Here is a 23,526-nt window from a genome sequence, read left to right on the forward strand (position 1 = left end):
GGCACCGGTGCTTGCTCCTTCGTCGCCTACGCACCGGCGCCTGATCGACGGGACGGCCGCGAACCGCCGCTGCGCGGCGATCCCTCCTCGAGGTCGGGATGTGCGGGGTCGGGAGTGCGGGAGGCTGCGGTCTTGAGTGGTGAGGTGTGGCTGGTAGTGCGGTAGGTGGTGGTCCCAAGTCGTGAGGTGGGGCGGGGAGTGCAGGTGTGGCGGACTGCAGAGGGGCGGTGGCGCTGGTAGTGCGGTCATGGGCGCATATCGGGGAATGTGCGGGGTCGGGAATGTGGTCGTGGCTGTCGTCGCGTGCCGTGGGGTGGTCTTGTCCTGTTCTCTCGGTACCGTGACTTCGTGGCTGCCGATGACGAAGCGAGATCCGGGACTGCGGTCGCGGAGGTGAGTGGGCTGCCGGCGAGTTGGGCGGTGCGTCGGCCGCCGCGGTGGTTGCCGCGGGCGTTGCTGTATACGGCGCTGGCCGTCGCGGGGCTGGTCACGGTGTTCTGGGTGCTGGGCAAGGTGCAGGGGCTGCTGACGATTCTGATGGTGTCGCTGTTTCTGGCGTTCGCCATCGAACCTGCGGTGAATTGGCTTGCCGCGCGGGGTGTTCGGCGTGGGGCGGGGACGGGGGTGGTGTTCGCGCTGTTGCTGGTGCTGGTGGTGGCGTTCGTCTGGACGTTGGGCGCGCTGCTGGTCAATCAGGTGACCATGCTGGTCCAGAACGCGCCCGACTATGTGCAGGATGTCGTCGACTGGATCAATTCCACCTTCGACCAGGACATCTCCGGTGACGACCTGACCGATTACGCCTCGGAGTGGAGTTCCACGATCGAGAAGTATCTGGTCGGGATCGCCGGAAATGTCTGGGGCATCGGCACTGTCGCGATCGGCGCACTGTTCCAGTCGCTGGGCGTACTGCTGTTCACCTTCTACTTCGCCGCCGATGGGCCGCGGTTCCGGCGCTGGGTGTGCTCGCTGCTGCCGCCCCGCCAGCAGAAGCACGTGTTGCGCGCCTGGGACATCGCGGTGGAGAAGACCGGCGGCTACATCTATTCGCGCGCGCTGCTCGCCCTGTGTTCGGCGGTCGCCCACTACATCGCGCTGCGGGTGTTCGATGTACCGTCGGCGTTCGCGCTGGCGCTGTGGGTCGGTGTGGTCTCGCAGTTCATCCCGACCGTCGGCACCTACCTGGCCGGTGCGCTGCCGGTGCTGGTGGCGCTGGTACACGAGCCGATCACCGCGCTGTGGATTCTGCTGTTCATCATCGCCTACCAGCAGTTCGAGAACTACGTGCTGCAGCCGCGGATCACCGCCACCACCATGGACATGCATCCGGCGGTGGCCTTCGGCGCGGTGATCGCCGGCGCGGCGATACTCGGGCCGACCGGGGCGCTGCTGGCCATCCCGGTCACCGCGACGTTGCAGGGTTTCGCCGGCGCGTATGTGCGGCGCTACGAGGTCACCGAGGATGCGGACGCGCCGCCGAAGAAAAAACGCAAGGCGCCCAAGCAGACTCCCGCCGACACCGCGGGCGAGTAGCGCATGGCCATCCTCTTCGGTCTGGTCTCCATGCTGTCGACTTTGTTCGGCGGGTTCGTCGCCATGCGGATCGGCGATCGCAAGCACCTGGTGCTCGGGCTGGCCGCCGGTGTGATGCTCGGCCTGGTCGCCTTCGACCTGATTCCCGAGGCGCTCGAACAGTCCACCGGCGAGGTGGGTGGGGTGCCGGTGGTGCTGATCGCGGCCGTCGTCGGGTTCCTGAGTCTGCACGTCATCGAGCGCGCGGTGGCCATCCACACCGGACACGAGGACGAATTCGGTTCCCACCACCACGGATTCGAGTCCGTCGGCCTGCTCGCCGCCGCCGGCCTGATCTTCCACAGCACGCTCGACGGTTTCGGTATCGGCATCGGGTACCAGGCGGGCGCCACCGTCGGCCTCTCGGTCGCGATCGCCGTCATCTGCCACGACTTCGCCGACGGCTTCAACACTTTCACCATCCCCACCCTCTACGGCAGTGCCCGCAAACGCGCCCTCACCCTGCTCGCCCTCGACGCCATCGCCCCCGTGGTCGGCGCCGTCCTCGGCACCCTCATCCACGTCCCCGACCAATTCATCGGCCTCTACCTGGGCTATTTCGCCGGCTTCCTGCTCTACCTGGCCACCGCCGACATCCTCCCCGAAGCCCACGCCGAACACCCCTCCCGCCTCACCCTCCTCTGCACCCTCACCGGCGTCACCGCCATGTTCGGCGTAGCCGCCCTCAGCCACTGACCGAACCCCCGGCATTTTCGTGCAAAGTGCGCCGCCGCAGTCGTTTTACTGACTGGAGCGTCGCGGATTGCACGAATACGCCGGGCTCAGACCTACGCGGACCCTGAACACGACAATGGGCGCACCGGAATCCGGTGCGCCCATCGCCGTTGCGGACTATTCGGCGGCCTCGGCTCGGCGGCGGACGCGGCGGGCGGCAGCGACCATATTGCGGAGGGAGGGTTCCAGCTGCCAGTAGTGGCGGGTTTTCAGGCCGCCGTCGGGGTTGGCCCAGAGACGTTCGGGGGTGACGGCTTCGGCGGCCTTGGTGAGCAGGTCGTCGAACTCGTCGATGTCGGGGATGCGGGCCGAGCGGCTCTCGTAGACACCGGGGCCGACACCGTGGCTGAGGCCGTGGCCGGTGGCGACGTCCTCGGTGAGGGCCTGCATGACCCACTCGATCGAGCGGGTGGCCACGATCGCGGTGACATCGGCGTCGAGCTGTTCGATCGCGTCGACCACCTCGGTCCGGCCGGAATAGCCGATGTGGGTGTGGATCTGGGTGTCGGCGCGCACGCCGGAGGTGGCCAGTTTGAAGGCGCCGACCGCCCAGCGCAGGTACTCCTCGCGGCCCTGCGGACGCGGCGGCAGCAGCTCGCGGATGGCGGGTTCGTCGACCTGGATGATGGCGATGCCCGCCTTCTCCAGATCCACCACCTCGTCCCGAATCGCCAGCGCCACCTGGTCGGCTGTCTCGTAGAGCGGCTGGTCCTGGCGCACGAACGAACGCGCCAGCATGGTGACCGGCCCGGTGACCATGCCCTTGACCGGCCTGTCGGTCAGCGACTGGGCGTAGGTCGTCCAGTCCACCGACATCGGCGCGGGCCGGGCGACGTCGCCGTAGACGATCGGCGGCCGCACACACCGCGAGCCGTACACCTGCACCCAGCCGAAACGGGTGGTGGCGAAGCCGTCGAGCTGTTCGGCGAAGTACTGGATCATGTCGTTGCGCTCGTGCTCACCGTGCACGAACACGTCGAGGCCGATGTCTTCCTGCAGCCGGATCGTCGCCTCGATCTCGGCTTCGACCTGCTTGCGGTAGTCCTGCTCGTCGAGCCGGCCCGAAGCCACCTCGTGGCGAGCCTGACGCAGCTTGCCGCTCTGCGGGAACGAACCCAGCGTGGTGGCGGGCACCAGCGGCAGATTCAGCCGCTCCTGCTGGGCGCTGCGGCGCACCGAGTACGGCTCGCGTTCGCGCATGTCCGGGGTCACCGCGTAGACGCGCTGGCGTACCGCGTGCTTCTGCTTGAAGTGCACCTCGGTGGGCCGCTTGCGCCAGTTGTCCGACGGGCCCTCGGTGAGCGCCTTGGCCAGCGAGACCACCTCGCCCACCTTCTGTTTGGCGAAGGCGAGCCGGTCGGCGACATTGCCCTCGATGTCGTATTCGGCGAGCACGTCGTAGGGCACGTGCAGCAGCGTGGTGCCGGTCGACACGACCAGATCGGGGCAGACCTCGGCGATCGAGTTCAGGTAGTTCAGCGTCACGTAACGATCCGCGCGCCACACATTGGTGCCGCTGATCACGCCCGCGTACAGACGCTTGCGCCTGATCCCGGGGATCGCGGCCAGTTCCTCCGGCGTCATCCGGTAGCCGGCCAGGTCGAGGCCGATCGCCTCGACATTGCTGGCGGCCAGGATGCGCAGCGCCTCACCGAAATCGCCGTACTGGCCGGTGACCAGGATGCGCGGGCGCAGCGGCGCCTTGCCCAGCACCTGGTAGGCCTTCTCGAAGGCGGCCAGCTCGGCGGGCGAGCGTTCACCGGTGAAGCAGGGTTCGTCGAGCTGCACACAGGTCGACCCGCGCTTGGCGAGGATTTCGAAGAGTTCCTCGTAGAACGGCAGCAGCTGGTCGAGCAGGCTCAGCGTGTCGAATTCGGCCTCGCCGGGCACGTGACCGGCCTTCGACAGCAGCAGCAGCGAGACCGGCCCGAGCACCACCGGACGCAGTTCGATCCCGCGGGCCATCGCCCGGTCCCACTCGTCGAGCAGGGCTTCGGCGTGCAGCGAGAAAGTGGTGTCGGCGTCGAGTTCGGGCTGACGGTAGTGGTAGTTGGTGCCGAAGAAACGCACCAGTTCCAGCGGCGGCAGGTCCGGGTTGCCGCGCGCCATCAGGAAGTAGAAGTCCAGCGGATGCATGTCCGCCTGCTGCTCGGCGAACCGCGACGGCACCGCGCCGAACAGCAACGCGTTGTCCAGGACGTGATCGTAGAAGGAGAAGGTGTTGCCCGGGACCTGGGTCAGCCCCGTCGCGGCCAGCTCGTCGAACTGGCGTTCCTGGATGTCGCGACCTACCGCGAGCAGTTCCTCGCGCTCGAGCGAGCCGCGCCAGTACTCCTCGAGGGCACGCTTCAGCTCGCGGTGCGGGCCGATCCTCGGGTAACCGAGAACGCTCGACCCGAATCCATCGGTGACGTTGACCATGAACGGGACATCCCTTCCATCACCTGCCAGGGACCACTCGATAACAGGGATCCACCAGCAATACTGCGCTCGCGATACTTCAACCGCCCACTTCACGGACCGGCAACATGCAGCTTATGCGCTGCCGCCGAAAATCCGCCATGACCGCCCTACCAGCCACACCGCACCCCCGAAGCCCGCCGCAACCGCACTACCAGTTACGCCGCTCTCCCGAAGCCCGCAGCAACTGCACTTCCAGCTACACCGCACCTCTCGAGTCCGCCGCAGCTGCGCCACCAGCCACACCGCACCCCGAAGTCCGCAGCCTCCCGCACTCCCAGCCACACCACGCCGCTTAAGACCGCACTCTCCCGCACTCCCAGCCCCGCACATCCCGACCCCGAGGAGGGATCGCCGCGAAGCGGCGGTCGCGGCCGGGTCGCCGGCGGCCCCCAGGGGCCGCGACCTCGAGCGCGCCAGCGCTCCAAAAACACAGCGTTCACCGTTCTGGGCAGGCAAACCTCAAACAGCGTCCCGACCGGGCAGACCGCAACACTGCGTCAGGCCGACCAAACCTCAGTACTGGTAAAAACCAGCCCCGGTCTTCTTACCGAGCAGCCCCGCCTCAACCATCCGCATCAGCAGCGGCGGCGCCGAGTACAGCGGCTCCTTGAACTCGGCATACATCGAGTCCGCGATGGACTTCACCGTGTCCAGACCGACCAGGTCGGTCAGCGCCAGCGGCCCCATCGGGTGCGCACACCCGAGCACCATCGCCTTGTCGACATCTTCCTTGGTGGCGAAACCCGACTCCACCATCCGGATGGCCGAGAGCAGGTACGGCACCAGCAGCGCGTTGACCACGAAGCCGGAGCGGTCGGCCGAACGCACGACCTGCTTGCCCAGGATGTCGGCGGCGAACGCCTCGGCGCGCTTGGCGACCGGCTCGCTGGTCTTGAGCGTGGTGACCAGCTCGACCAGCGGCAGCACCGGCACCGGGTTGAAGAAGTGCAGGCCGACCACGCGCTCGGGGTTCGCCGTGGCGACCGCGATCTTCATGATCGGGATGGAGGAGGTGTTGGAGGCGAGCACGGCGTCGGGGTCGGTGACCACCTTGTCCAGCTCGGCGAAGATGGCCGTCTTGACCTCTTCGTTCTCGACAACGGCTTCCACGACCAGCTGACGGTCGGCGAAGTCGCCGAGATCGGAGGTGAAGCGCAGCCGCCAGGCCGCCTGCTCCCGCTCGCGCTCGGTGATCTTGCCGCTGCTCACGCCACGGTCCAGCGAGCGCAGGATCCGTGCGCGACCCGCGGCGGCGAGTTCGCGACTGGTCTCGTAGACGAGGACGTCGACGTGCGCGCGTGCGCACACTTCCGCGATGCCCGCGCCCATCTGTCCGGCGCCGATGATCCCGACGCGCTGAATCTTCTCGCTCACGTCCCGCTCCTGTGTTTTTGGCGGCTGGCGCCGCGGGTGGTGAAAGGCGGGCCGAGACCGTTGGGGAGGTCTGCGGCCCAGAGTATAGGGATGCCCTCCCACGCCGGGGCTGTTCGGCGTGGGAGGGCGTACACCCCTACCGGAGTAGAGGAATGGTGTTGCTAGTCAAAGCAACCCCGGCGGATCAGTGGAACTGACCCTCTTCGGTGGAGCCCTTCAGGGCCGCCGTCGAGGTGTTCGGGTCCACGGTGGTGGCGATGGTGTCGAAGTAGCCGGCACCGACCTCACGCTGGTGCTTCACGGCGGTGAAGCCACGCTCGGCGGCGGCGGCGAACTCGCGCTCCTGCAGGTCGACGAACGAGGTCATGCCGTTGCGGGCGTAACCGTGCGCCAGGTCGAACATGCCGTAGTTGAGCGAGTGGAAGCCGGCCAGGGTGATGAACTGGAACTTGAAGCCCATCGCGCCGAGCTCACGCTGGAACTTGGCGATGGTCGCGTCGTCCAGGTGCGCCTTCCAGTTGAACGAAGGCGAGCAGTTGTAGGACAGCAGCTGGTCGGGGAACTCCGACTTGACGGCTTCGGCGAACTTGCGCGCGACCTCGAGGTCCGGCACGCCGGTCTCCATCCAGATGAGGTCGGCGTAGGGGGCGTAGGCCTTGGCACGCGCGATGCAGGGCTCGATGCCGTTCTTCACACCGAAGAAGCCCTCGGCGGTACGGGTGCCGTCGAGGAACTCGCGGTCGCGCTCGTCCACGTCGGTGGTGAGCAGGGTGGCGGCCTCGGCGTCGGTGCGGGCGATGATCACCGACGGCACGTCGGCGACGTCGGCGGCCAGGCGCGCGGAGGTCAGGGTGCGGATGTGCTGCTGGGTCGGGATCAGCACCTTGCCACCGAGGTGGCCGCACTTCTTCTCCGAGGCCAGCTGGTCCTCCCAGTGGACACCGGCGGCACCAGCGGCGATCATCGCCTTCTGCAGCTCGTAGGCGTTCAGCGCGCCACCGAAGCCGGCCTCGGCGTCGGCCACGATCGGGGCCAGCCAGTTGGCGACCGAGGTGTCACCCTCGACCTTGGCGATCTCGTCGGCGCGCAGCAGCGCGTTGTTGATGCGACGGACCACCGACGGGACCGAGTTCGCCGGGTACAGCGACTGGTCGGGGTAGGTGTGGCCGGACAGGTTCGCGTCACCGGCGACCTGCCAGCCCGACAGGTAGATGGCCTTCAGGCCGGCGCGGACCTGCTGCACGGCCTGGTTGCCGGTGAGGGCACCGAGGGAGTTGATGTAGTCCTCGTTGTTGACGAGGTCCCAGAGGATCTCGGCACCACGACGGGCGAGGGTGTGCTCCTCGACGACGTTGCCCTGCAGGGCGACGACCTGCTCGGCGGTGTAGTTGCGGGTGATGCCCTTCCAACGGGGGTTGGTGTCCCAGTCGTTCTGGATCTCCGCAGCGGTCTTCGGGGTGCCGACAGTCGACATCTCTGACTCCACTTCCTCGGTGTGGTCGGTGCTCCGGCGATCCGATCGTGAAACAACCGGCGGCTGAACGCTTTCGGTTGCGCGATTCGTACTGCTGGAGCAATTTGCAGGCTTGCTAGGACTAGCTAGGGCCCAAGGGGTGTACTTCCACACGATGACACACCAGGAAATAGCCGTCTACCTGTTGCTTATGTGAATCTCAGCTAGGTTTGCCGCCGCGTTTGCTAACTTTGCGAAATTTGCAGGCTAATTGCAAGCACCGAAGCTACCGGCGAGTAGTGCTGACCTGGAGTTTTAGCATAACGCCCGTACTGTTAGCGATCTTCGGGTGGTGGCCTCGCCGCACACCCAACCCTCGCACTCTGTGAGTTGATTCACACACCACGCCGGGGACGAACGCTGTGCGTGTCGTCACTGACACCCCGGCGGTGGCGGCCCGGCAGCACGTACTGGACACTCGTCCGCGACGAGGAGAGGGTGACCCCATGGGAATGACGAGAATCGCGGCGCTGTCGAAGATCGCGCTGGCAGTGGTCGCGGCGACGGCCGCGGTGAGCCTGGTGCCGGCCGCTGCGGGCGCGCAGCCGGGGCAGGACGCGGGCAGCGTGGTCGGAGTCGAGGCGCTCTCGGACGCGGCCACCCTGCCCGGTTCGGCCGGCGCCGAGCGCCTGATCTACCGCTCGTCGACCGTGGGCGACGCCCCGACCACGACGAGCGCCGCGGTCTATTTCCCGCCGGGCGAGGCGCCGGCCGGTGGCTGGCCGGTGATCGCGTGGGCGCACGGCACCGTCGGCCTCGGCGACGACTGCGCCTACAGCGTGGCCGGGCCCGGCGCGGTCGAGCGCGACTGGGCCTACCTGGGCACCTGGCTGCGGCAGGGCTACGCGGTCGTGGCGGCCGATTACGCGGGCCTGGGCGGCCCGGGTGAGCACCCGTACCTCAACGGGGTGGTGGAGGCCCACAATGTGGTCGACGCCGTGCGGGCCGCGACCACGCACTATCCCTCGCTGTCGAACAAGTGGGCCGTGGTCGGCCAGTCCCAGGGCGGCGGCGCCGCCGTGTTCACCGCCCGCTACGCCACCGAGTTCGGCGGTGCAGCGCTCGACTACCGCGGCGCGGTCGGCACCGGCGTGCCCGCCTACATCGAGGACATCGCGCAGCTCGTCGGCCCCGGCGTGCCCCCGATCGCGCTGAGCTCACACCTGACGGCCTACGTGCTCTACATCCTCAACGGCCTGCGCACCACCTTCCCCGACCTCGGCATCGACGACCTGCTCACCGAGTCCGGCCGCAGCTGGGTCGACCGCGCCCAGACCGCCTGCATCGGCCCGCTCGGCGACGAACTGGCCGCCGCCAAGCCCGCGGTGGGCAGCATGTTCGCCCGCCCGCTGTCGAGCATCCCGGACATCCACGGCCTGCTGTCCCGCTACATGGGCCTGCCCGAATCCGGCTTCGACCGGCCGCTTTTCCTCGGCCAGGGCCTTCGCGACACCGACGTGGTCACCCCCGAAACCCTCCGCTACATGGCGGTGCTGGAAGCCAACCGCCAGCCGGTCACCGCCCGCACCTACCCCACCGACCACAGCGACACCGTGAACGCGTCGCTGGTCGACTCGATCCCGTTCGTCGAGTCACTGTTCGCCTGATCCGATGACGAAGACCCGTCCACTGCCGCAGTGGACGGGTCTTCGTCGTCTCGCGACCATGCCCAGGCACAGCACCGCCGGCCTGCCGCCCAGGACGCCCCGCAGCACTTCGGCGTAAGCCGTGGAGTGGACGAGTCTTCGCCGACTCGCGACCGGGCTCGGGCACAGCACTGCCACCTGCCGACTAGGCGTCCAGGACACCCCGCAGTACCTCGGCGTATGCGGTGGGGTGGGTGAGGTTTCCGTTGTGGCCGCCAGGGAATTCGACGAGGTCGGTGGCGCGCAGGGCGGCGAGTTCGGCGGCGCAGCGGTGGTCGAAGACGTGCCGCGGGGTGGTGCGGCCGGTGGCGGGGACGATGTGGACCGGGGAGTCGCGCAGGAGGTCGGTGTCGAGGTGGTCTTCGCGGACGGCGGTGAAGTCGTGGGCGAGGAAGTAGGCGAAGTTCTCGGCGCGTTCCGGGGTGATCGGGGTGAGCTGGACGCCGGGTTCGATGTCCTGATGCACCGGGTCGATACCCAGCGTGCGGACCATCGGAGCCAGAGCCGCCTGCCAGCCTTCGGCGTGGAAGACCGCCTGGCACTGGGCGAGTTCGGCGAGGTGCTCGGCACGGTGCGGGTCGGTGAGTAGCCACGGGCTGACCGGTTCGTGCGCGATCAGCGTGCTCAGCTGCCCGGGATGGTTCACCGCGAGGTGCAGGCCGATCGCCGCGCCCATACTGCACCCGAGCATGGCCACCGGCCCGTCGGCGAGCTCGGCCAGGAGCCGGTGCGCGTCGTCGGCGTGGGCGGCCATGGACGGGGCGGGAGCGCCGTGGATCGTGCTGCGGGACAGGCCGCGGCGGTCGTAGGTGATGACGGTGAAGTCCGCCGCCAGCTGCCGGACCAGCGCCTCGCTGCGCCCCGCGTCCCCCTCCCCGCTCTGCGAGATCAGCAGCAACGGACCGTCACCGCGCACTTCGTAGTAGATCTCGGCGCCCGGAACCGGCAGTTTGTCTGCGTGAATCGTGCTCATGCCGACCACGCTAATCCATCAATCTTGATTCATCAATATTGATGTATCAATTGTGATGTACCTTGATGGCATGGATGGAGTCGAACTGTTCCTGCTCGGCCGGGCACTGATGAAGATCGGCGAAGACGCCCTGCCCACCGAGGGCCTGGGTGGTGGACACCGGCCCGTTCTCGTCGTGACCAGCGATATCGTCGCGCACCCCGACAGCACCGTCGGCGAGATCGCGCGCCGCACCGGCCTGCCACAGAGCGCGGTCTCGACCGCGGTGACCCGATTGCAGACGGCGGGCTCGATCACCACCGACACCGATCCCCGCGACCGGCGCCGCACCGTCATCCGCCCGGCAGCCACCATCTCCGAGCGCGTCGCCCGCATCCGCGCGAGCACCATCGACGACGCGCTCGCCGCCGCCCTCCCCACCGCCGACCACGCCGCGCTCGGCGAGGTACACGCCGCGCTCGAAGTGCTGGCCCGCCACCTCAGGCCCAGAGCCGCCGCGCCCCAGTGACTTCGGGACTCACCGTCGCGTCGGTACAGTCGCAGAGGTGAGAATCGTTCGCCCGATCGCCCTGGCCCTGTTCGCCGTGCTGCTGACCCCGGCCTTCGCCCATGCCGACCCACCGCCGATCTTCACCCAGGAAGAGCAGTGCGAGACCACCCGCGCGCTGGTCGACAACGTCCGCGCCACCAATCCCGAGGCGACGCCGGAGCAGATCGCGGACGCCTTCGTCGAGTACATGGATTCGATGGGCGCCTACAACCGGGTCCCGCAGGCCAAGGAAAACGATCGCCAGATCACCCTGGACAACATCGAACGCTGCGGCCTTGCCTGACCCGACCGCCCCGCGCCCACCGGCGCGGGGCGCTTCAGCCGACGGGCGGGTGCTCCTGGTGCCAGTGTTCGGCGATCTCGATCCGGCGGGCGACCCACACCTTGTCGTGCGCCTGGACGTGATCGAGGAACCGTTCCAGTGCGGCGGTGCGCGCCGGGCGGCCCGCGATCCGGCAGTGCAGACCGATCGAGAGCATCTTCGGATGTCCTTCCGCCCCTTCCCGATACAGCACGTCGAAGGCGTCGCGCAGGTGCGCGAAGAACTGTTCGCCGCTGGGGAATCCGGCCGGGGAGGCGTAGCGCATGTCGTTGGTGTCGAGGGTGTAGGGAACGACCAGGTGCTGGCGGCCGGACACCTCGGTCCAGTACGGCAGGTCGTCGGCGTAGGAATCGGAGTCGTAGACGAAACCGCCGTGCTCGACGACCAATTCGCGGGTGTTCGGTGAATCGCGACCGGTGTACCAGCCCAGCGGCGCCGACCCGGTCAGCTCGGTGAGAATGCGTACCGCCGCGGCCAGGTCGGCGCGCTCGGTCTCCCGGTCGACTAGTTGATAGGACTTCCACCGCAATCCGTGACTGGCGATCTCGTGGCCCAGCTCCCGAAAGGCCGCCACCGCTTCAGGATTGCGCTGCATGGCCTGGGCGACAGCGAAGATCGTCAACGGCAGACCGCGCCGCTCGAACGCGCGCAGGAGCCGCCACAGGCCGGCGCGCGATCCGTATTCGTAGAGCGATTCCATGCTCATGTGCCGATTCGGGAACGCCTCGGCGGGAGTCATCTCCGAGAGGAAGGTTTCCGAATGCGGTGACCCATCGAGGACGTTGTGCTCCCCGCCCTCTTCGTAATTCAGCACGAACTGCACGGCTATGCGCGCGTCGCCGGGCCACCGCGGGTCGGGCGTCGCTGGACCGTAGCCGACGAAATCACGCAGCTCGCTCACCCGCCGAGCTCCCCGTAGAGGCGCAGTCGGGCCAGTCCGCCGTCGGGGTAGATGTCGAGGCGCACTTCCTCGACCGAGGCGGCGGCCGGTGTCAGTGCGAAGCGGTGCCGGGTGTCGGGCAGCAGCTCGGTGCGCGCCAGCAGCTCGACTTCGGTTCCGTCGGTGGTGAATCCGGTGAGCGCGGCCGAGCCGGGGCTGTTACCGAGGAAGCAGGAGGTATCGATCTCGGCGAGCCGGATCGCACCGGGACCGGCCAATTTGATTCGTACCCAGTCGTTTCCGTCGTCGCGGCGGCGCGCGGTCTCCCAGCCGTCGCCCATCACCCGGGCCAGGCCGGGGTAGAGCAGCTGGTTGGGTGAGCTGTAGAAGCGGTTGGAGCAGTCGACGACGAGGGCGCCGTTCTCCAGGGCGGCCAGGTCGAGCGGGCCCAGACCGAGCAGCGCGGGGTCGGGACGACCTTCGCCGTGCACGCGCAGGCGAGCGACGCCGCCGTCGGGGTGCATGGTGAGTTTCACATGGGTCCAACGGTTCTCGTCATCGACGGCGAACAGGTTGCGGCTGTCACCACCCACTTTCACCCGGTCCAGCAGCGGCACCCAGTCGGTGCGCGCGGCGATCTCGCCGGCCGGCGGATAGCCCGCGATCTCCAGCGCCGCGACCGACACCTCGGGCGGATAGTTGCCCTTGAACCACGCGGTGTCGACCACGATCCCCCGGATCACACCGGGGACACCGAGACGCACGACGGCCGAATCGTCACCGGGCCTGCCCCGATGACGGCGCGTCTCCCAGCCGTCGTAGACCTGGCCCTTGTGCCCGAAGGTCGACGGCTGATACTCCGGCGGACCCGAGTTGACCAGGTTCTCCTTCTCCGCGAAGAACTCGTCGTTCGCCCAGATCACCGAACCGCCGAGCGGGCGGACCGCCAGATCGGGCAGGAGCGTGAAGTCTTCGTGGTCTGTGGTCACCGTGTCTCCTCTTCGTGTACTGCCAGTGTGGTCAGTGGCTGCCGTGCTGCCAGCGCCTCGAGGACCGGCTCGCTGAGTTCCGGTGCGCGCGTGCCGAGTTCGTCGGCGGTGGTCGCGCCGCAGCGCAGGCCGCGCAGCACCGTGGTCGCGAGCGCCTCGGCCGTGGCCGGCTCGTCGACGACCCCGCCCGACCGGCGATCGAGATAGGCCAGCAAGCGCGGGACGGCCACGTCGGTGGCGGTGCGGAAGAAGTCGTAGGTAGCCAGCCAGCGGGTGACGAGATGGCCGGGATGCATGTCCCAGCCCTGGTAGTAGCCACGGCGCAGGGCCCGTTCGACCAGGCGGTGATGGTTGCGGAAGGCGGCTTCGGGCTCGTCGCCGGGGACGATCTGGGTGGAGCCGTCGCAGATCCAGACACCGGTCTGCGCGGCCGCGACCTGCATCACGGCCTTGGCGTGGTCGGCGGCGGGATGGTCGAGCGCCTGGTCGGTGGCGGCGATGCCGCAGGCGGCGGTGTAGTCGTAGGTGCCGAAATGCAGTGCGCTGCAACGACCGGCGGCGAGCTGGATCATCCGGGCGATCGGTGCCGACCCGTCGGGGGCGATGATCGCCTGCGGGCTCTCGATCTGTAGTTCGAAGCGCAGGGTGTGGTCGGGCAGGCCGTAGCCGCGTTCGAGGCCGGAGCACAGGTCGACCAGCGCCGAGACCTGTTCGGCGGCACGGATCTTCGGCACGGTGAACACGAATCCGGGCGGCACTCCGCCCGCGCCCTCGAGTACCAGTTCCAGTGTGCGCAGCGCGCGTCGGCGTTCCCCGGCGGCAAGACCCTTGGTTCGGACACCGAATGATGTTGGTGCCCCCGGCTTTTCGACCCAGGCCGTCAGTGCCTCACCTGCGGCTACGGCGGCGGCGTCCTCCTCGTCGTCGGCGCGGAAGCCGTAGCCGTCCTCGAAGTCGATACGCAGGTCCTGGATCGGCTGGTCGGTCAGCCGGTCGCGGACGGCGGGGAGCGAGCCGGTGGCGTCAAGGTCGGTGAGGATTCCGGTGTGGCGGTCGAGCAGCTCGAGGGCGGTGGCACCCCACTCGGCCGGGGTGTCCGCGGTGGCACGGTCGGCGGCGACGTAGGCGGTGTGCACGGGCTGTACCCGGTTCCCCTGGCCCGGATAGCGGGCCCGCAGGTCGGCGTCGACACTGTCGAGCACGGCGTCGATGCGGGCGCGGATGTGCTCGGGAAGATGGGTGCTCACCCGGCGGTTCCTTTCTGGATGCGCCGCCACAGGCGATCGGCGGTCATCGGTAGTCGGTCCGGTCGCACGCCGACAGCGTCGCGGATCGCATTGGCCAGTGCGGGCGCGACCGGATTGTAGGGGGACTCACTCATCGATTTGGCACCCAGCGGGCCCAGCTCGTCACTGGTTTCGGCGAAATAGACCTCGGTGCGGGGCAGATCGGCGAACTGCGGAATGTGGTAGTGACGCAGGGTCCTGGTGGTGACCACGCCCCGCTCGGTCCGCATGTCCTCGTAGAGGGCGGTGCCGAGTGCCTGGGCGATGCCGCCGTCGAGCTGACCGCGCAGCTGCACCGGGTTGACCACGGTGCCCGCGTCGGCCACCTGGATCGACTGCAGGATCCGCACCAGACCGGTGTCCGGTTGCACCGCGACGCGGAAGGCGTGCACATTGAAACTCACCGAACGCGGGGTGCCGGCGTGGGTGCCGTGCGCGATCAGGTCGCCGTCGGCCAGCAGCTCGGCGGTGGTCACGAAGCCGGTGCCGCAGCGCACGCCGTCGGCCTCGAGCACGCAGTCGCGTTCGGGATGACCGGTCACCTTGGCGGCTCTGGCCAGCAGCAGCGCGTGCAGTTCCAGCGCCGCCGCGTAGGCGGCCTTGCCCGCGACCACGGTGCCGGTGGAGCCGAAGGCGCCGGTGTCGTGGCCGACCACATCGGTATCGGAGCGGCGGATCACGATGCGGGCGGCGGTGGTGGCGAGCGCGGTCGCGGCGAGCTGGGCGTGCACAGTGGTGGTGCCGTTGCCGAATTCGGCCGTACCGACACCGATTTCGTAGGTGCTGTCAGCGCGCAGGCGCGCGGTGGCGTCGGCGTGGTGGCCGCGCGGCGGCACGGTCGCGATCATCGCCACGGCCATACCTTCGCCGGTTCGCCAGTCCGGGCCGGGGACGGGCGCCCCGTTGCCGCGGTGGAGCGCCCGCTCGGCGGTGTCGAGGCATTGGTCGAGGCCGTAGCTGCCGAAAGTCAGGTCGCCCTCGTCGATTTCGGCACCGGTGAACCGGTCACCGGGGACGACGACATTGCGCCTGCGGAAATCGAACGGGTCGATGCCGAGTTCGCGGGCGAGTTCGTCGACGGCCGATTCGACGCCGAAGATCACCTGACCCAATCCGTAGCCACGGAACGCGCCCGAGGGAATGTTGTTGGTGTACACCGCTTGTCCGTCGACCCGCTTGTTCGGGCAGCGGTAGACGGCGACGGATTCGCCGACAGAGTGGAACATCACACCGGCACTGTGGTTGCCGTAGGCGCCCGCGTCGGCGAGTACGTCCACGGCCAGGGCGGTGAGCAGGCCGTTCGCGTCGGCGGCGGCGGTGACGGCGACGCGCATCGGGTGACGGCAGGTGGCGGAGGTGAATTCGTCGGTGCGGGTGAACTCGTACTGCACCGGATGCCCGGTGCGCAGCACGGCCAGCGCGATCAGATCCTCGGCCAGCATCTCCTGCTTGGCCCCGAACCCGCCACCGACCCGGGTCGCGAACACCCGCACCCGGTCCCGGCCGAGCCCGAAGACGTGGCACAGTTCGTCGCGCACCAGGAACGGCACCTGGGTACTCGTCCGCACCACGAGCCTGCCGGCGTCGTCGAGCCAGCCGATCCCACCGTGCGTCTCCAGGTGCACGTGCTGAACACGCGGCGAATGCCACACGCCCCGCACCACTTTCGCCGCAGCGGCGATTCCGGCATCGAAATCCCCGACGCCACCGTGAATCTCGGCGACCAGGTTCCGTTGCGCGTCGGCGATGCGCGCCGACACCGGCTTGTCCGCATGCAGTTTCGGCGCCTGGTCCGCCAGCGCCGCCTCCGGTGTGAACACCGCGGGCAACACCTCGTACTCCACCCGCAGCGCCCGCACCCCCGCCCGCGCCGCGTCCAAGGTCTCCCCCACCACAGCCGCCACCCGCTGACCCACGAACCGCACCACCCGATCGAGCACGAAGGTGTCGTCCGGATCGTCCTCCCGCAACTCGTGCCGCGCGGTGGAGAACGCCACCGCAGGCGCATCCGCCGAGGTCAGCACCAGCCGAACCCCCGGCACCGCCGCCGCCGCGGCCACGTCGATCGACACAATCCGCGCATGCGCGTACGGACTACCCAACACCGCCAGATGCCACGGCGCCACAGGCGGCTGCCGATCCCCCTCCCCCACAACCACATCCATCGTGAACGGCTCCCCACCGCGCACGATCCACTCACCCCCGGGCGCCCCCACCCCATCCCCCACCTGCCCCGCCCCGAACGGCCGCCCGACACCGGCCGCCACCGCACGCACTCGCGCCGCCTCCACCTCGGGACCGGCACCCACCGCCACAGACGTCGTCTCCGGCTCAGACCCCCGCCCAACAAACGAACCGACCCCTGGCCCCTCGGCCACCACCGACTCCGCGCCGCCGCCCGCCGCGAAATCGTCTTCCGGCGCACCGCTGTCAGCCGGGTCGTCGACGTCCCTGCTCGGCCCGCACCCGGCACCCTGCGCACCAGTACGCGAGGCACGCGACGATCCCGCTCGCGGTGGCACGTGGTGTGCCTGCGGGGTGTCGGCGGAAGTTGTGCACAGTGGTGCACAGGGTGTGAGTGCGTCGGCGATGGCGCGGTAGCCCGTGCACCGGCAGAGGTTGCCCTTCAACAACTCCGCACGCTCGGTATCGGTGACCAGGTGCGCGGGCAGATCGACGGCATCGGAACCTGGAAGATCGGCGTTGCGGGCAGCGGCTAGACCGCTGGCGGTGACGACCATACCGGCTGTGCAGAAACCACATTGGAAGCCTGCGTGCTCGACCATTCTCCGCTGCACGGCATTTCCGCCGAGACCGGCGGCGGTCGTCACCGTGCGGCCTGCGGCACGGTGGGCGGGGACGACGCAGGAATGCACAGGATCACCGTCGAGCAGAACAGAGCAGGCACCGCAATCGCCGGAGTCGCACCCCTTCTTGACCGCGAGTTCGCCCTGTTCGCGCAGCAGCGTCCGCAGACATTGCCCGGGCCGCGCGGCCACCTCGACCACCCGCCCGTCGACAGTCAGCCGCATGAACCACCCCCCGAAAACGGGGTGAACACGAGGCTGCCACGCCCAATGCCTCCAGCCGAAGCGAGACCCAGCCCCTGGCCGTCGAGAGCTGGGCGCGACACCACGTGGACCAGGTACTGCACGCCCGCGATGCCTTCAGGATGAGACCTGGGCGAGTTCGGACTGCCCCGCTCCGGCGTCGTCCGGCTCATGACGACCTCCTGAGCTCGGCGGCCACTTCGCCGGCCAGTAACCCGGTCACGTGCTTGCGCCAGTCCGGCGCACCGTGCGGATCGTCGAACCAGATGTCGGGTTCGAGCTCCACCAGCGCGGCCTCGAGATCGAATGCCGTTGGTACGGCGGAGAAGTCGAGCACCACCGGCCGCACCGTCGACGCGGTGACGGTGATCGCGCAGCGGCCGCTCACCTCGCGCCTGCCCATCACCACCGCACCGGATCGACCCAGTGGCGCCAGCGCGATCTTGCGGAAACTGGTGCGTGCCAGCAGGCTCGCTGTCGGTACAAGGAACGAGCGCACCACCGCGCCGGTGGCCAGTATGTTCTCACCCGGCCCGGTCACGAAGTCGCGCAATGGAATCCGCCGTTCGCCGCCGCCGCGCGGCCAGATCACGGCGGTCGCGTCCAGGGCGACCAGTGCGCCGAGTACCGCGCCGGCGGGCAGCGACAGGCAGACGTTCCCGCCGACGGTCGCGGTGCGCCAGATCTTGTGCGAGGCCAGCAGTGCCCGGCAGGACTGCGCGAACAGCGCGGTGCCCGGCCACTCCGGGCGCAGGGTGGGCGCGCCGAGTTCGCGGCCGGGGCGGGCGCCGGCGAACTCCGCCAGCGTGCAGGTCGCGGCGATCTCCAGGCCATCGGAGCGCTCGAGCAAGGGGGTCCAGCCGAGGGTGGTGATGTCGACGAGCCGATGCAGCTGGTCGTGCGGCTCGGAGAACAGGAAGGTGCCGCCCGCCAGGACCGCACTGCCCGCGCCCACCTGTGCCAGGTCGGCGCGATCGCGGGCGAGAACCACCTCCCGGACGGTATCCAGATCCACGTTCACCTCGCTCACCTCACCGGCCACAGTAGGGGCCGGGAGTTGCCACGATGTTGCGCGACAACGGCGCGGTATTGCGCCGCGGTTAACCCGATGTACCTCGTCTCCAGTGTGCGCCGGATCAGCCGGAACCGCTGTTCAGCGCGCCCAGGCAAGATCAACTTCCGGCCAGTAGCGTGGCTTGGGCCTGTGCCACGTCGGCGCCGACGGCCGCCTCGTCCACCGTGGTGACCACCTCGTCGCGCACCACCTCGCGCCCGTTCACCAGCAGCGCGGCCAGCGGCGGCGCCGACCCGAGCACCAGCGCGACCACCGGATCCTCGATCCCGGCGTGCGCGGGAGTGTCGAGCCGCCACAGCGCCAGGTCGGCCAGCTTGCCCGGCTCGATCGAGCCGATCTCCCCGGCCCGGCCCAGCACCCTGGCACCGCCGAGCGTCGCCAGTTCCAGCGCAGACCGCACCGTCATCGCGCGCGGCCCGCCGACAGCCCGCGCGTACAGCAGCGCATTGCGCGGTTCCTCGATCATCGAACTCGACTCGTTGCTGGCCGCGCCGTCGACACCGAGCCCCACCGGCACCCCGGCGGCCAGCAGATCGGCGGTCCGCGCGACGCCTGCACCGAGCCTGCCATTGGAGGTCGGGCAGTGCGCGACGCCGGTGCCGGTGCGTGCCAGAGCGGCGATCGCCGGATCGTCGAGGTGGACCGCGTGCGCGAACCAGACATCGTCGCCGAGCCAGCCCAGCCGCTCCATGTACTCCGCCGGTGTGCAGCCGAAGCTCTCGCGGCAGAAGTCCTGTTCGTCGAGGGTTTCGGCGAGGTGGGTGTGCAGCCGGGTGCCGGTCGCGCGGGCCAGCGCCGCCGATTCGCGCATCAGGTCCGCGGTCACCGAGAACGGCGAGCAGGGCGCCAGCGCGATCCGCACCATGGCGTCGAAGGACGGGTCGTGCCACTGCTCGATGGCGGCGGCACTGGCGGCGAGAATGGCGTCGATCGGCTCGACCACCTCGTCCGGTGGCAGACCGCCGTCGCTGCTGCCCAGATCCATCGATCCGCGCGCCGGATGGAACCGCAACCCCACCGCCGCGGCCGCGCCGATCTCGGCACCGAGCAGGTCACCGCCACCGCGCGGGAACACATAGTGATGATCCGAGGACGTCGTGCAGCCGCTGCGCGCCAGCGACACCAGCGCACCGGTCGCCGCCACCCGCACCGACTTCTCGTCGATGCGCGCCCACACCGGATACAGCGCGGTCAGCCATTCGAACAGGGTGTTGTCGGCGGCCAGGCCACGGGTGATCCACTGGTACAGGTGGTGGTGGGTGTTGACCAGGCCCGGTGTGAGCAGGCAACCACGGCCGTCGATGCGCCGGGTCGGCGGGCCGAACGCCGGTGGCCTGCCCGCGCCCACCGCCTCGATGACATTGCCGCGCACCGTCACCCAGCCCTCGCGGTATTCGGTGCCCGCCGCGTCGACGGTCACCACCGCGCACCCGTCGATCACCAGGTCGGGGCCGCTCACGGCTGCCACGCGATCCCCGCGCCGGGCGCGTCGGCGCGCGCCAGTGTGGCATGGATGGACCCGTAGGGCCGGTCGGCGGCCCAGAACACCTCGTCGGCGTTGAGGATGTCGAACTGGGCCAGGTCGTAGCCGAAGTGGTGCTTGTTCGGCGCCTCGAGCCGGATCTCGGCCAGCATCGGAAACCGTTCCAGTACAGCGGTTCCCATCGCATAGAGGGTTTGCTGCATCGCCTTGGAGTAGGTCTGGGCGAACAGTTCGAGCAGGGTGGCCCGGACACCGGCGTAGACCTCGTCCCACTCGAAACCGCTGTGCTCGGCGAATCGCCACTGCGCGACCAGCGCGGTCGCCAGCACCCGGTCCCGGGTCGGGGCGAGGGTCGTGTACTCGTCGGTGAGGAAGCCGGCGAACTCCGAACCGGTCGACTTCAGCAGCACCAGATCCTTGATCCCACCGATCACCCAGGCGCCGTCCCCGCTGACGGTCACCGCCGCCGTACGCACCTCGGGCCCGCTGCGCACCCAGGTGTGCTCGTGTTCGACACCGTCGATCGAAACACGTTGCCATCCATAGGACTCCACATCGATGCGGGCACTGGACACCGGCTCGACCGTGTCGACGAAATGCCGGGCCAGCCCGAGCGCGTAGTCCTCGATCGTGTCCAGGCCCGGCCGCTTGGCGAAGACGAACGCCATGTGTTTCTGGGTGTCGGTGGGCAGGACATGACGCTGGTCACCGTCGGTGTAGGCCGCCGCGAAATCACCACGCAGCGTGGTGGAGACGTTCACATCGCGGATCTCGTGGCGCGCGTTCTCCTTGACGAAGCGCACCACCCGGTTCTCGGCTTTGCCGTATCGGTTGTCGGTCAGCACGATCGGGCCGCTCAATGGCATCGCCGGCTCAGCTCCCTCGGTAGGTGGAATAGGCGAACGGCGACAACAGCAGCGGCACATGCAGATGCGGCTGCTCACCCACCGTGAACGCGACACAGACTTCCGGATAGAAAGTCTCCGTACCCTGTGCCGCGAAGTAGCTGCCGGTATCGAAGAACAGGCGGTAATCGCCCGGATTCAGCCCGGCGGCAAGTTCTTTCACCCGGCCGTCGGCGTCGGTGAGCGCCTCGGTGAGCCGCTGCTCGCCGCGCGTCAACCACACCGCGACCCCGGCGGCGGGCAGCCCGCGCACGGCATCGAGCACGTGCGTACTCAACCCGGTCACGACGCCGCCACCAGCCGCGCCAGGCGCAGACGGTTGATCTTCGCCAATTCGGTTCGCATGACCTGCCTTTCGGTTGCCGGATCGTTGCCCAGGCGGGCGGTGAGCGCCGCCAGCAGTTCGGTACCGCTGCGGCCCGCCGCGCAGACCAGGTAGAGATGACCGAATTTCCGCTCGTAGGCGCGATTGCCCGCGGCCAGCGCCGCGCGCACCTCGTCCTCGACACCGGCCTGCTCACGGACCGACGCCGCGGCGGCCGACCGGTCGCCGATACGCGGGTGACCGGCCAGCGCCGCGTCGATCTGCGCCTCGTCGAGGGCGGCCAGCGCGGTGTCGGCGGCGCCCAGCAGCGCCTCGACCGAGGCGTAGGGCCTGCCCGCGCCCAGCGTCTTCGCCCAGCTCGGCACGCAACAACAGGCGAGTAGCGCCTGCTCGGCGGCCGCCGCGGGCAGCTCGTTGAAACCCGCGAGGCCGATCGCTTCGCTCGTCATCGGTCCAGCATCGCCCCAAGTCAGGGCACCCGCCACCGATGCGCGATCGGTCGCGTCGGCGTGTCGTCGTCCTCGCGCCGCCCGGCCGTAATCGGGCGGCAACATTGCGCAATTAGTTTCGGCGCCATGCCCCCGAACGAGCCGGTCACGCCGTCCGCGTGCACAGGCATCGTCCTCGCGGCGGGCGCGGGTAGCCGCTACGGCAAACCCAAGGCACTCGCCGAGGACGGCGCCTGGCTGCGCGCGGCGATCACCACGTTGCGGGACGGTGGCTGCGCTCCGGTGATCGTCCTGCTCGGCGCGACGGGGCCCGATCCGGCCGCCGCCGCACTGCCGCCGGGCACCCAGTGGCGCTGGGTCGCGGACTGGGCCAGCGGGCTCGCCGCGACGGTGCGCGCCGGCTTGCGCGCGGCCGCCGAGGCGGACACCCGCTACGTGGCTTTCCTGCCCGTCGACGTTCCCGATATCGGCGCCGATGTCGTCGCGCGGGTGCTCGCGGCGGCCAGAGCGAGCGAGAGCGGACTGGCCCGTGCTGTGTTCTCCGCCACACCTGGGCACCCGGCTGTGATCGAGAACAAGCACTGGGAGGCCATTTCCGCTGCCGCCGTAGGCGATGCGGGAGCAGGTTCCTATTTGGGCGGTAGACAGGATATGGTGTGCGTCACGTGCGACGACTTGGCGACAGGGGCCGATCGCGATTTCCCGGGAGTCGGCGCACGGTGATCGGAGTTTGAGATATGCGCGATATCGTCGATGACCTTCTGCGAGTGTGGCATTCGGGCCGTACCGGCGGCCTCGCCACCGTGGTCCGTACCATCGGCACGAACGCGCTGCCGATCGGGTCGGGCATGCTCGTCACCCCCAATGGCGGAATCTTCGGCTCCATCGCCTCGGGGCGGCTGGAGGAAACCGTCTACGCCGCGGCACTGGAAGCCGCGCAGACCGGGGTACGGCAACTACGTCGCTACAGCCTGATCACCGGAATGGAATCGATATCCGACGACGGCCAGCTCGTCGATATCTTCGTCGAGCCGTTCTCCTGCCGCGATTTCCCCGAATTCCCCGCCATCGCCGCCGACATCCAGGCCCATCGCCGGGTCACGGTGTTCACCGTGGTGTGGAATCAGGACCCCGATGTCATCGGCCAGCATCTGGTCACCGATCGCAAGCACGCCACCGAACTCGTCGCGCTGCCCGAATCCGACCTGTTCGTCGCCTCCTACTGCCCGCCGCCGCGGCTGCTCATCTTCGGCGCCAACGCCTACGCCGCCACCCTGGCCGCGCAGGCGCGGATGATCGGCTACCGGGTCAGCATCTGCGATTCGCGTCCGGAATTCGCCGACCCCGGTTCGTTCCCGGGCGCCGAGGTCGTCGTCGACTGGCCGCACCGCTACCTGAACACCCTCTCGGCCGCGGGCGAGATCGACAGCAGCACCGGCATCGTGGTGCTGGCCAACGAGCCGCGCTTCGAGATCCCGCTGCTCACCGTCGCGCTGCGGCTGCCCGAGCTGGGCTATCTGGCCGCGCTCGGCTCCCCCGCCGATCAGGCCCGCCGCCTCGACGACCTGCGCGCCGGCGGTTTCGACGAGCCGACCCTGGCCCGCCTGCACGTACCCGCCGGGCTCGAATCGGGCCCGCGTACCCCGGCCGAGACCGCCGTCTTCGTCACCGCCGATTTCCTCGCCGCGCGGGCCGGACTGCGCCTGTCCGCCCGCCGCGACTACGAGTCAGCGGTCGGCCTGGCGATCTAGGAGTTTTCTCCGCCCGATACCCCGTCGACACCAATTCGGGCGCTCGATTGGCCGATATTTCCGATTCAGCCGCGGTATTGCGCCCATTTCCGCGCTGTCGCCGTCGGTGAAAATCGCCACCGGTAACAATTCGGGCCCCGCGGAGGACATAGAGTGTCGACAGGATCTGACAGCCTCTACACCGC

General features: G+C 69.1%; 20 protein-coding genes. 7 read left to right on the forward strand and 13 right to left on the reverse strand.

Annotated elements, in window-relative coordinates; translation table 11 throughout:
* Positions 1–348 precede the first annotated feature (348 nt).
* Positions 349–1,533: an AI-2E family transporter gene (locus ACFXK0_RS14300; RefSeq protein WP_379410578.1), complete on the forward strand. Its 1,185-nt coding sequence runs from the start codon at positions 349–351 to the stop codon at positions 1,531–1,533.
* Positions 1,534–1,536: 3 nt separating this feature from the next.
* Positions 1,537–2,268, forward strand: coding sequence for a ZIP family metal transporter (locus tag ACFXK0_RS14305; RefSeq protein ID WP_379410579.1), 732 nt, complete (start codon positions 1,537–1,539; stop codon positions 2,266–2,268).
* Positions 2,269–2,424: 156 nt separating this feature from the next.
* Here the strand turns inward: ACFXK0_RS14305 and metE are convergent, their stop codons facing one another.
* From metE to aceA, 3 genes are all read right to left on the reverse strand, one after another.
* Positions 2,425–4,728 (reverse strand): 5-methyltetrahydropteroyltriglutamate--homocysteine S-methyltransferase, encoded by a 2,304-nt coding sequence (gene metE, locus ACFXK0_RS14310; protein WP_379410580.1) that lies wholly within the window; start codon positions 4,726–4,728, stop codon positions 2,425–2,427.
* 555 nt (positions 4,729–5,283) lie between these two features.
* Entirely contained in the window at positions 5,284–6,144 is an 861-nt protein-coding gene (locus ACFXK0_RS14315) for a 3-hydroxybutyryl-CoA dehydrogenase (RefSeq protein WP_336087620.1), read from the reverse strand.
* A gap of 184 nt (positions 6,145–6,328) precedes the next feature.
* Positions 6,329–7,618 carry an isocitrate lyase gene (aceA, locus tag ACFXK0_RS14320; protein WP_379410581.1) on the reverse strand — a complete coding sequence of 430 codons (1,290 nt, stop codon included), beginning with the start codon at positions 7,616–7,618 and terminating at the stop codon, positions 6,329–6,331.
* A 491-nt stretch (positions 7,619–8,109) separates the two neighbouring features.
* On the opposite strand from aceA, the gene ACFXK0_RS14325 reads away from it, so the two are divergent.
* Positions 8,110–9,264, forward strand: coding sequence for an alpha/beta hydrolase family protein (locus ACFXK0_RS14325; RefSeq protein ID WP_379410706.1), 1,155 nt, complete (start codon positions 8,110–8,112; stop codon positions 9,262–9,264).
* A gap of 184 nt (positions 9,265–9,448) precedes the next feature.
* Here ACFXK0_RS14325 and ACFXK0_RS14330 read toward each other — a convergent pair whose 3' ends face one another.
* A complete protein-coding gene (locus ACFXK0_RS14330) occupies positions 9,449–10,276 on the reverse strand; it encodes an alpha/beta fold hydrolase (protein WP_379410582.1) in 828 nt (275 codons plus the stop codon).
* A 70-nt stretch (positions 10,277–10,346) separates the two neighbouring features.
* On the opposite strand from ACFXK0_RS14330, the gene ACFXK0_RS14335 reads away from it, so the two are divergent.
* Together ACFXK0_RS14335 and ACFXK0_RS14340 are read left to right on the forward strand one after the other, a co-directional pair.
* Positions 10,347–10,784, forward strand: a complete 438-nt coding sequence (locus ACFXK0_RS14335) for a MarR family winged helix-turn-helix transcriptional regulator (RefSeq protein ID WP_379410584.1) — start codon at positions 10,347–10,349, stop codon at positions 10,782–10,784.
* Between the two features lie 37 nt (positions 10,785–10,821).
* A complete protein-coding gene (locus ACFXK0_RS14340; RefSeq protein ID WP_379410585.1) occupies positions 10,822–11,109 on the forward strand; it encodes a hypothetical protein in 288 nt (95 codons plus the stop codon).
* 34 nt (positions 11,110–11,143) lie between these two features.
* Here the strand turns inward: ACFXK0_RS14340 and puuE are convergent, their stop codons facing one another.
* The 9 genes from puuE to uraD form a co-directional block, all read right to left on the reverse strand.
* Entirely contained in the window at positions 11,144–12,049 is a 906-nt protein-coding gene (gene puuE / locus ACFXK0_RS14345) for an allantoinase PuuE (RefSeq protein WP_379410586.1), read from the reverse strand.
* On the reverse strand, positions 12,046–13,017 hold the full coding sequence (gene alc / locus ACFXK0_RS14350) for an allantoicase (protein ID WP_379410587.1): 972 nt from the start codon (positions 13,015–13,017) through the stop codon (positions 12,046–12,048). Before alc ends, puuE begins: the two co-directional genes overlap by 4 nt.
* Positions 13,014–14,264 carry a DUF6986 family protein gene (locus ACFXK0_RS14355; RefSeq protein ID WP_379410588.1) on the reverse strand — a complete coding sequence of 417 codons (1,251 nt, stop codon included), beginning with the start codon at positions 14,262–14,264 and terminating at the stop codon, positions 13,014–13,016. Before ACFXK0_RS14355 ends, alc begins: the two co-directional genes overlap by 4 nt.
* Positions 14,261–17,335 carry a molybdopterin-dependent oxidoreductase gene (locus ACFXK0_RS14360; protein ID WP_379410589.1) on the reverse strand — a complete coding sequence of 1,025 codons (3,075 nt, stop codon included), beginning with the start codon at positions 17,333–17,335 and terminating at the stop codon, positions 14,261–14,263. Before ACFXK0_RS14360 ends, ACFXK0_RS14355 begins: the two co-directional genes overlap by 4 nt.
* 187 nt (positions 17,336–17,522) lie before the next feature.
* Positions 17,523–18,368: an FAD binding domain-containing protein gene (locus tag ACFXK0_RS14365; protein ID WP_379410707.1), complete on the reverse strand. Its 846-nt coding sequence runs from the start codon at positions 18,366–18,368 to the stop codon at positions 17,523–17,525.
* A gap of 157 nt (positions 18,369–18,525) precedes the next feature.
* The gene (locus ACFXK0_RS14370) at positions 18,526–19,896 is read right to left on the reverse strand and encodes an 8-oxoguanine deaminase (RefSeq protein WP_379410590.1); all 1,371 of its coding nucleotides are present in this window, start codon (positions 19,894–19,896) and stop codon (positions 18,526–18,528) included.
* The gene (pucL, locus tag ACFXK0_RS14375) at positions 19,884–20,777 is read right to left on the reverse strand and encodes a factor-independent urate hydroxylase (RefSeq protein ID WP_379410591.1); all 894 of its coding nucleotides are present in this window, start codon (positions 20,775–20,777) and stop codon (positions 19,884–19,886) included. Before pucL ends, ACFXK0_RS14370 begins: the two co-directional genes overlap by 13 nt.
* 7 nt (positions 20,778–20,784) lie before the next feature.
* Positions 20,785–21,102 carry a hydroxyisourate hydrolase gene (uraH, locus tag ACFXK0_RS14380; protein ID WP_379410592.1) on the reverse strand — a complete coding sequence of 106 codons (318 nt, stop codon included), beginning with the start codon at positions 21,100–21,102 and terminating at the stop codon, positions 20,785–20,787.
* Entirely contained in the window at positions 21,099–21,590 is a 492-nt protein-coding gene (gene uraD, locus ACFXK0_RS14385) for a 2-oxo-4-hydroxy-4-carboxy-5-ureidoimidazoline decarboxylase (protein ID WP_379410593.1), read from the reverse strand. The genes uraH and uraD overlap by 4 nt, the downstream gene beginning before the upstream one ends.
* Positions 21,591–21,716: 126 nt before the next feature.
* On the opposite strand from uraD, the gene ACFXK0_RS14390 reads away from it, so the two are divergent.
* Together ACFXK0_RS14390 and ACFXK0_RS14395 are read left to right on the forward strand one after the other, a co-directional pair.
* Entirely contained in the window at positions 21,717–22,313 is a 597-nt protein-coding gene (locus tag ACFXK0_RS14390) for an NTP transferase domain-containing protein (protein WP_379410594.1), read from the forward strand.
* 14 nt (positions 22,314–22,327) lie between these two features.
* Complete coding sequence (locus ACFXK0_RS14395; RefSeq protein WP_379410595.1) at positions 22,328–23,341, forward strand: XdhC family protein; 1,014 nt, start codon at positions 22,328–22,330, stop codon at positions 23,339–23,341.
* Positions 23,342–23,526: the final 185 nt, after the last annotated feature.

The organism is Nocardia sp. NPDC059177 (genome assembly GCF_042755165.1).
In the GTDB taxonomy this organism is placed as follows: domain Bacteria; phylum Actinomycetota; class Actinomycetes; order Mycobacteriales; family Mycobacteriaceae; genus Nocardia.

Coding starts and splice junctions, on each gene's coding strand:
- ACFXK0_RS14305 (WP_379410579.1), top strand. CDS start 1,537: ATGGCCATCCTCTTCGGTCTGGTCTCCATGCTGTCGACTTTGTTCGGC.
- metE (WP_379410580.1), bottom strand. CDS start 4,728: ATGGTCAACGTCACCGATGGATTCGGGTCGAGCGTTCTCGGTTACCCG.
- aceA (WP_379410581.1), bottom strand. CDS start 7,618: ATGTCGACTGTCGGCACCCCGAAGACCGCTGCGGAGATCCAGAACGAC.
- ACFXK0_RS14325 (WP_379410706.1), top strand. CDS start 8,110: ATGACGAGAATCGCGGCGCTGTCGAAGATCGCGCTGGCAGTGGTCGCG.
- ACFXK0_RS14330 (WP_379410582.1), bottom strand. CDS start 10,276: ATGAGCACGATTCACGCAGACAAACTGCCGGTTCCGGGCGCCGAGATC.
- ACFXK0_RS14335 (WP_379410584.1), top strand. CDS start 10,347: ATGGATGGAGTCGAACTGTTCCTGCTCGGCCGGGCACTGATGAAGATC.
- ACFXK0_RS14360 (WP_379410589.1), bottom strand. CDS start 17,335: ATGCGGCTGACTGTCGACGGGCGGGTGGTCGAGGTGGCCGCGCGGCCC.
- pucL (WP_379410591.1), bottom strand. CDS start 20,777: ATGCCATTGAGCGGCCCGATCGTGCTGACCGACAACCGATACGGCAAA.
- uraD (WP_379410593.1), bottom strand. CDS start 21,590: ATGACGAGCGAAGCGATCGGCCTCGCGGGTTTCAACGAGCTGCCCGCG.
- ACFXK0_RS14390 (WP_379410594.1), top strand. CDS start 21,717: ATGCCCCCGAACGAGCCGGTCACGCCGTCCGCGTGCACAGGCATCGTC.
- ACFXK0_RS14395 (WP_379410595.1), top strand. CDS start 22,328: ATGCGCGATATCGTCGATGACCTTCTGCGAGTGTGGCATTCGGGCCGT.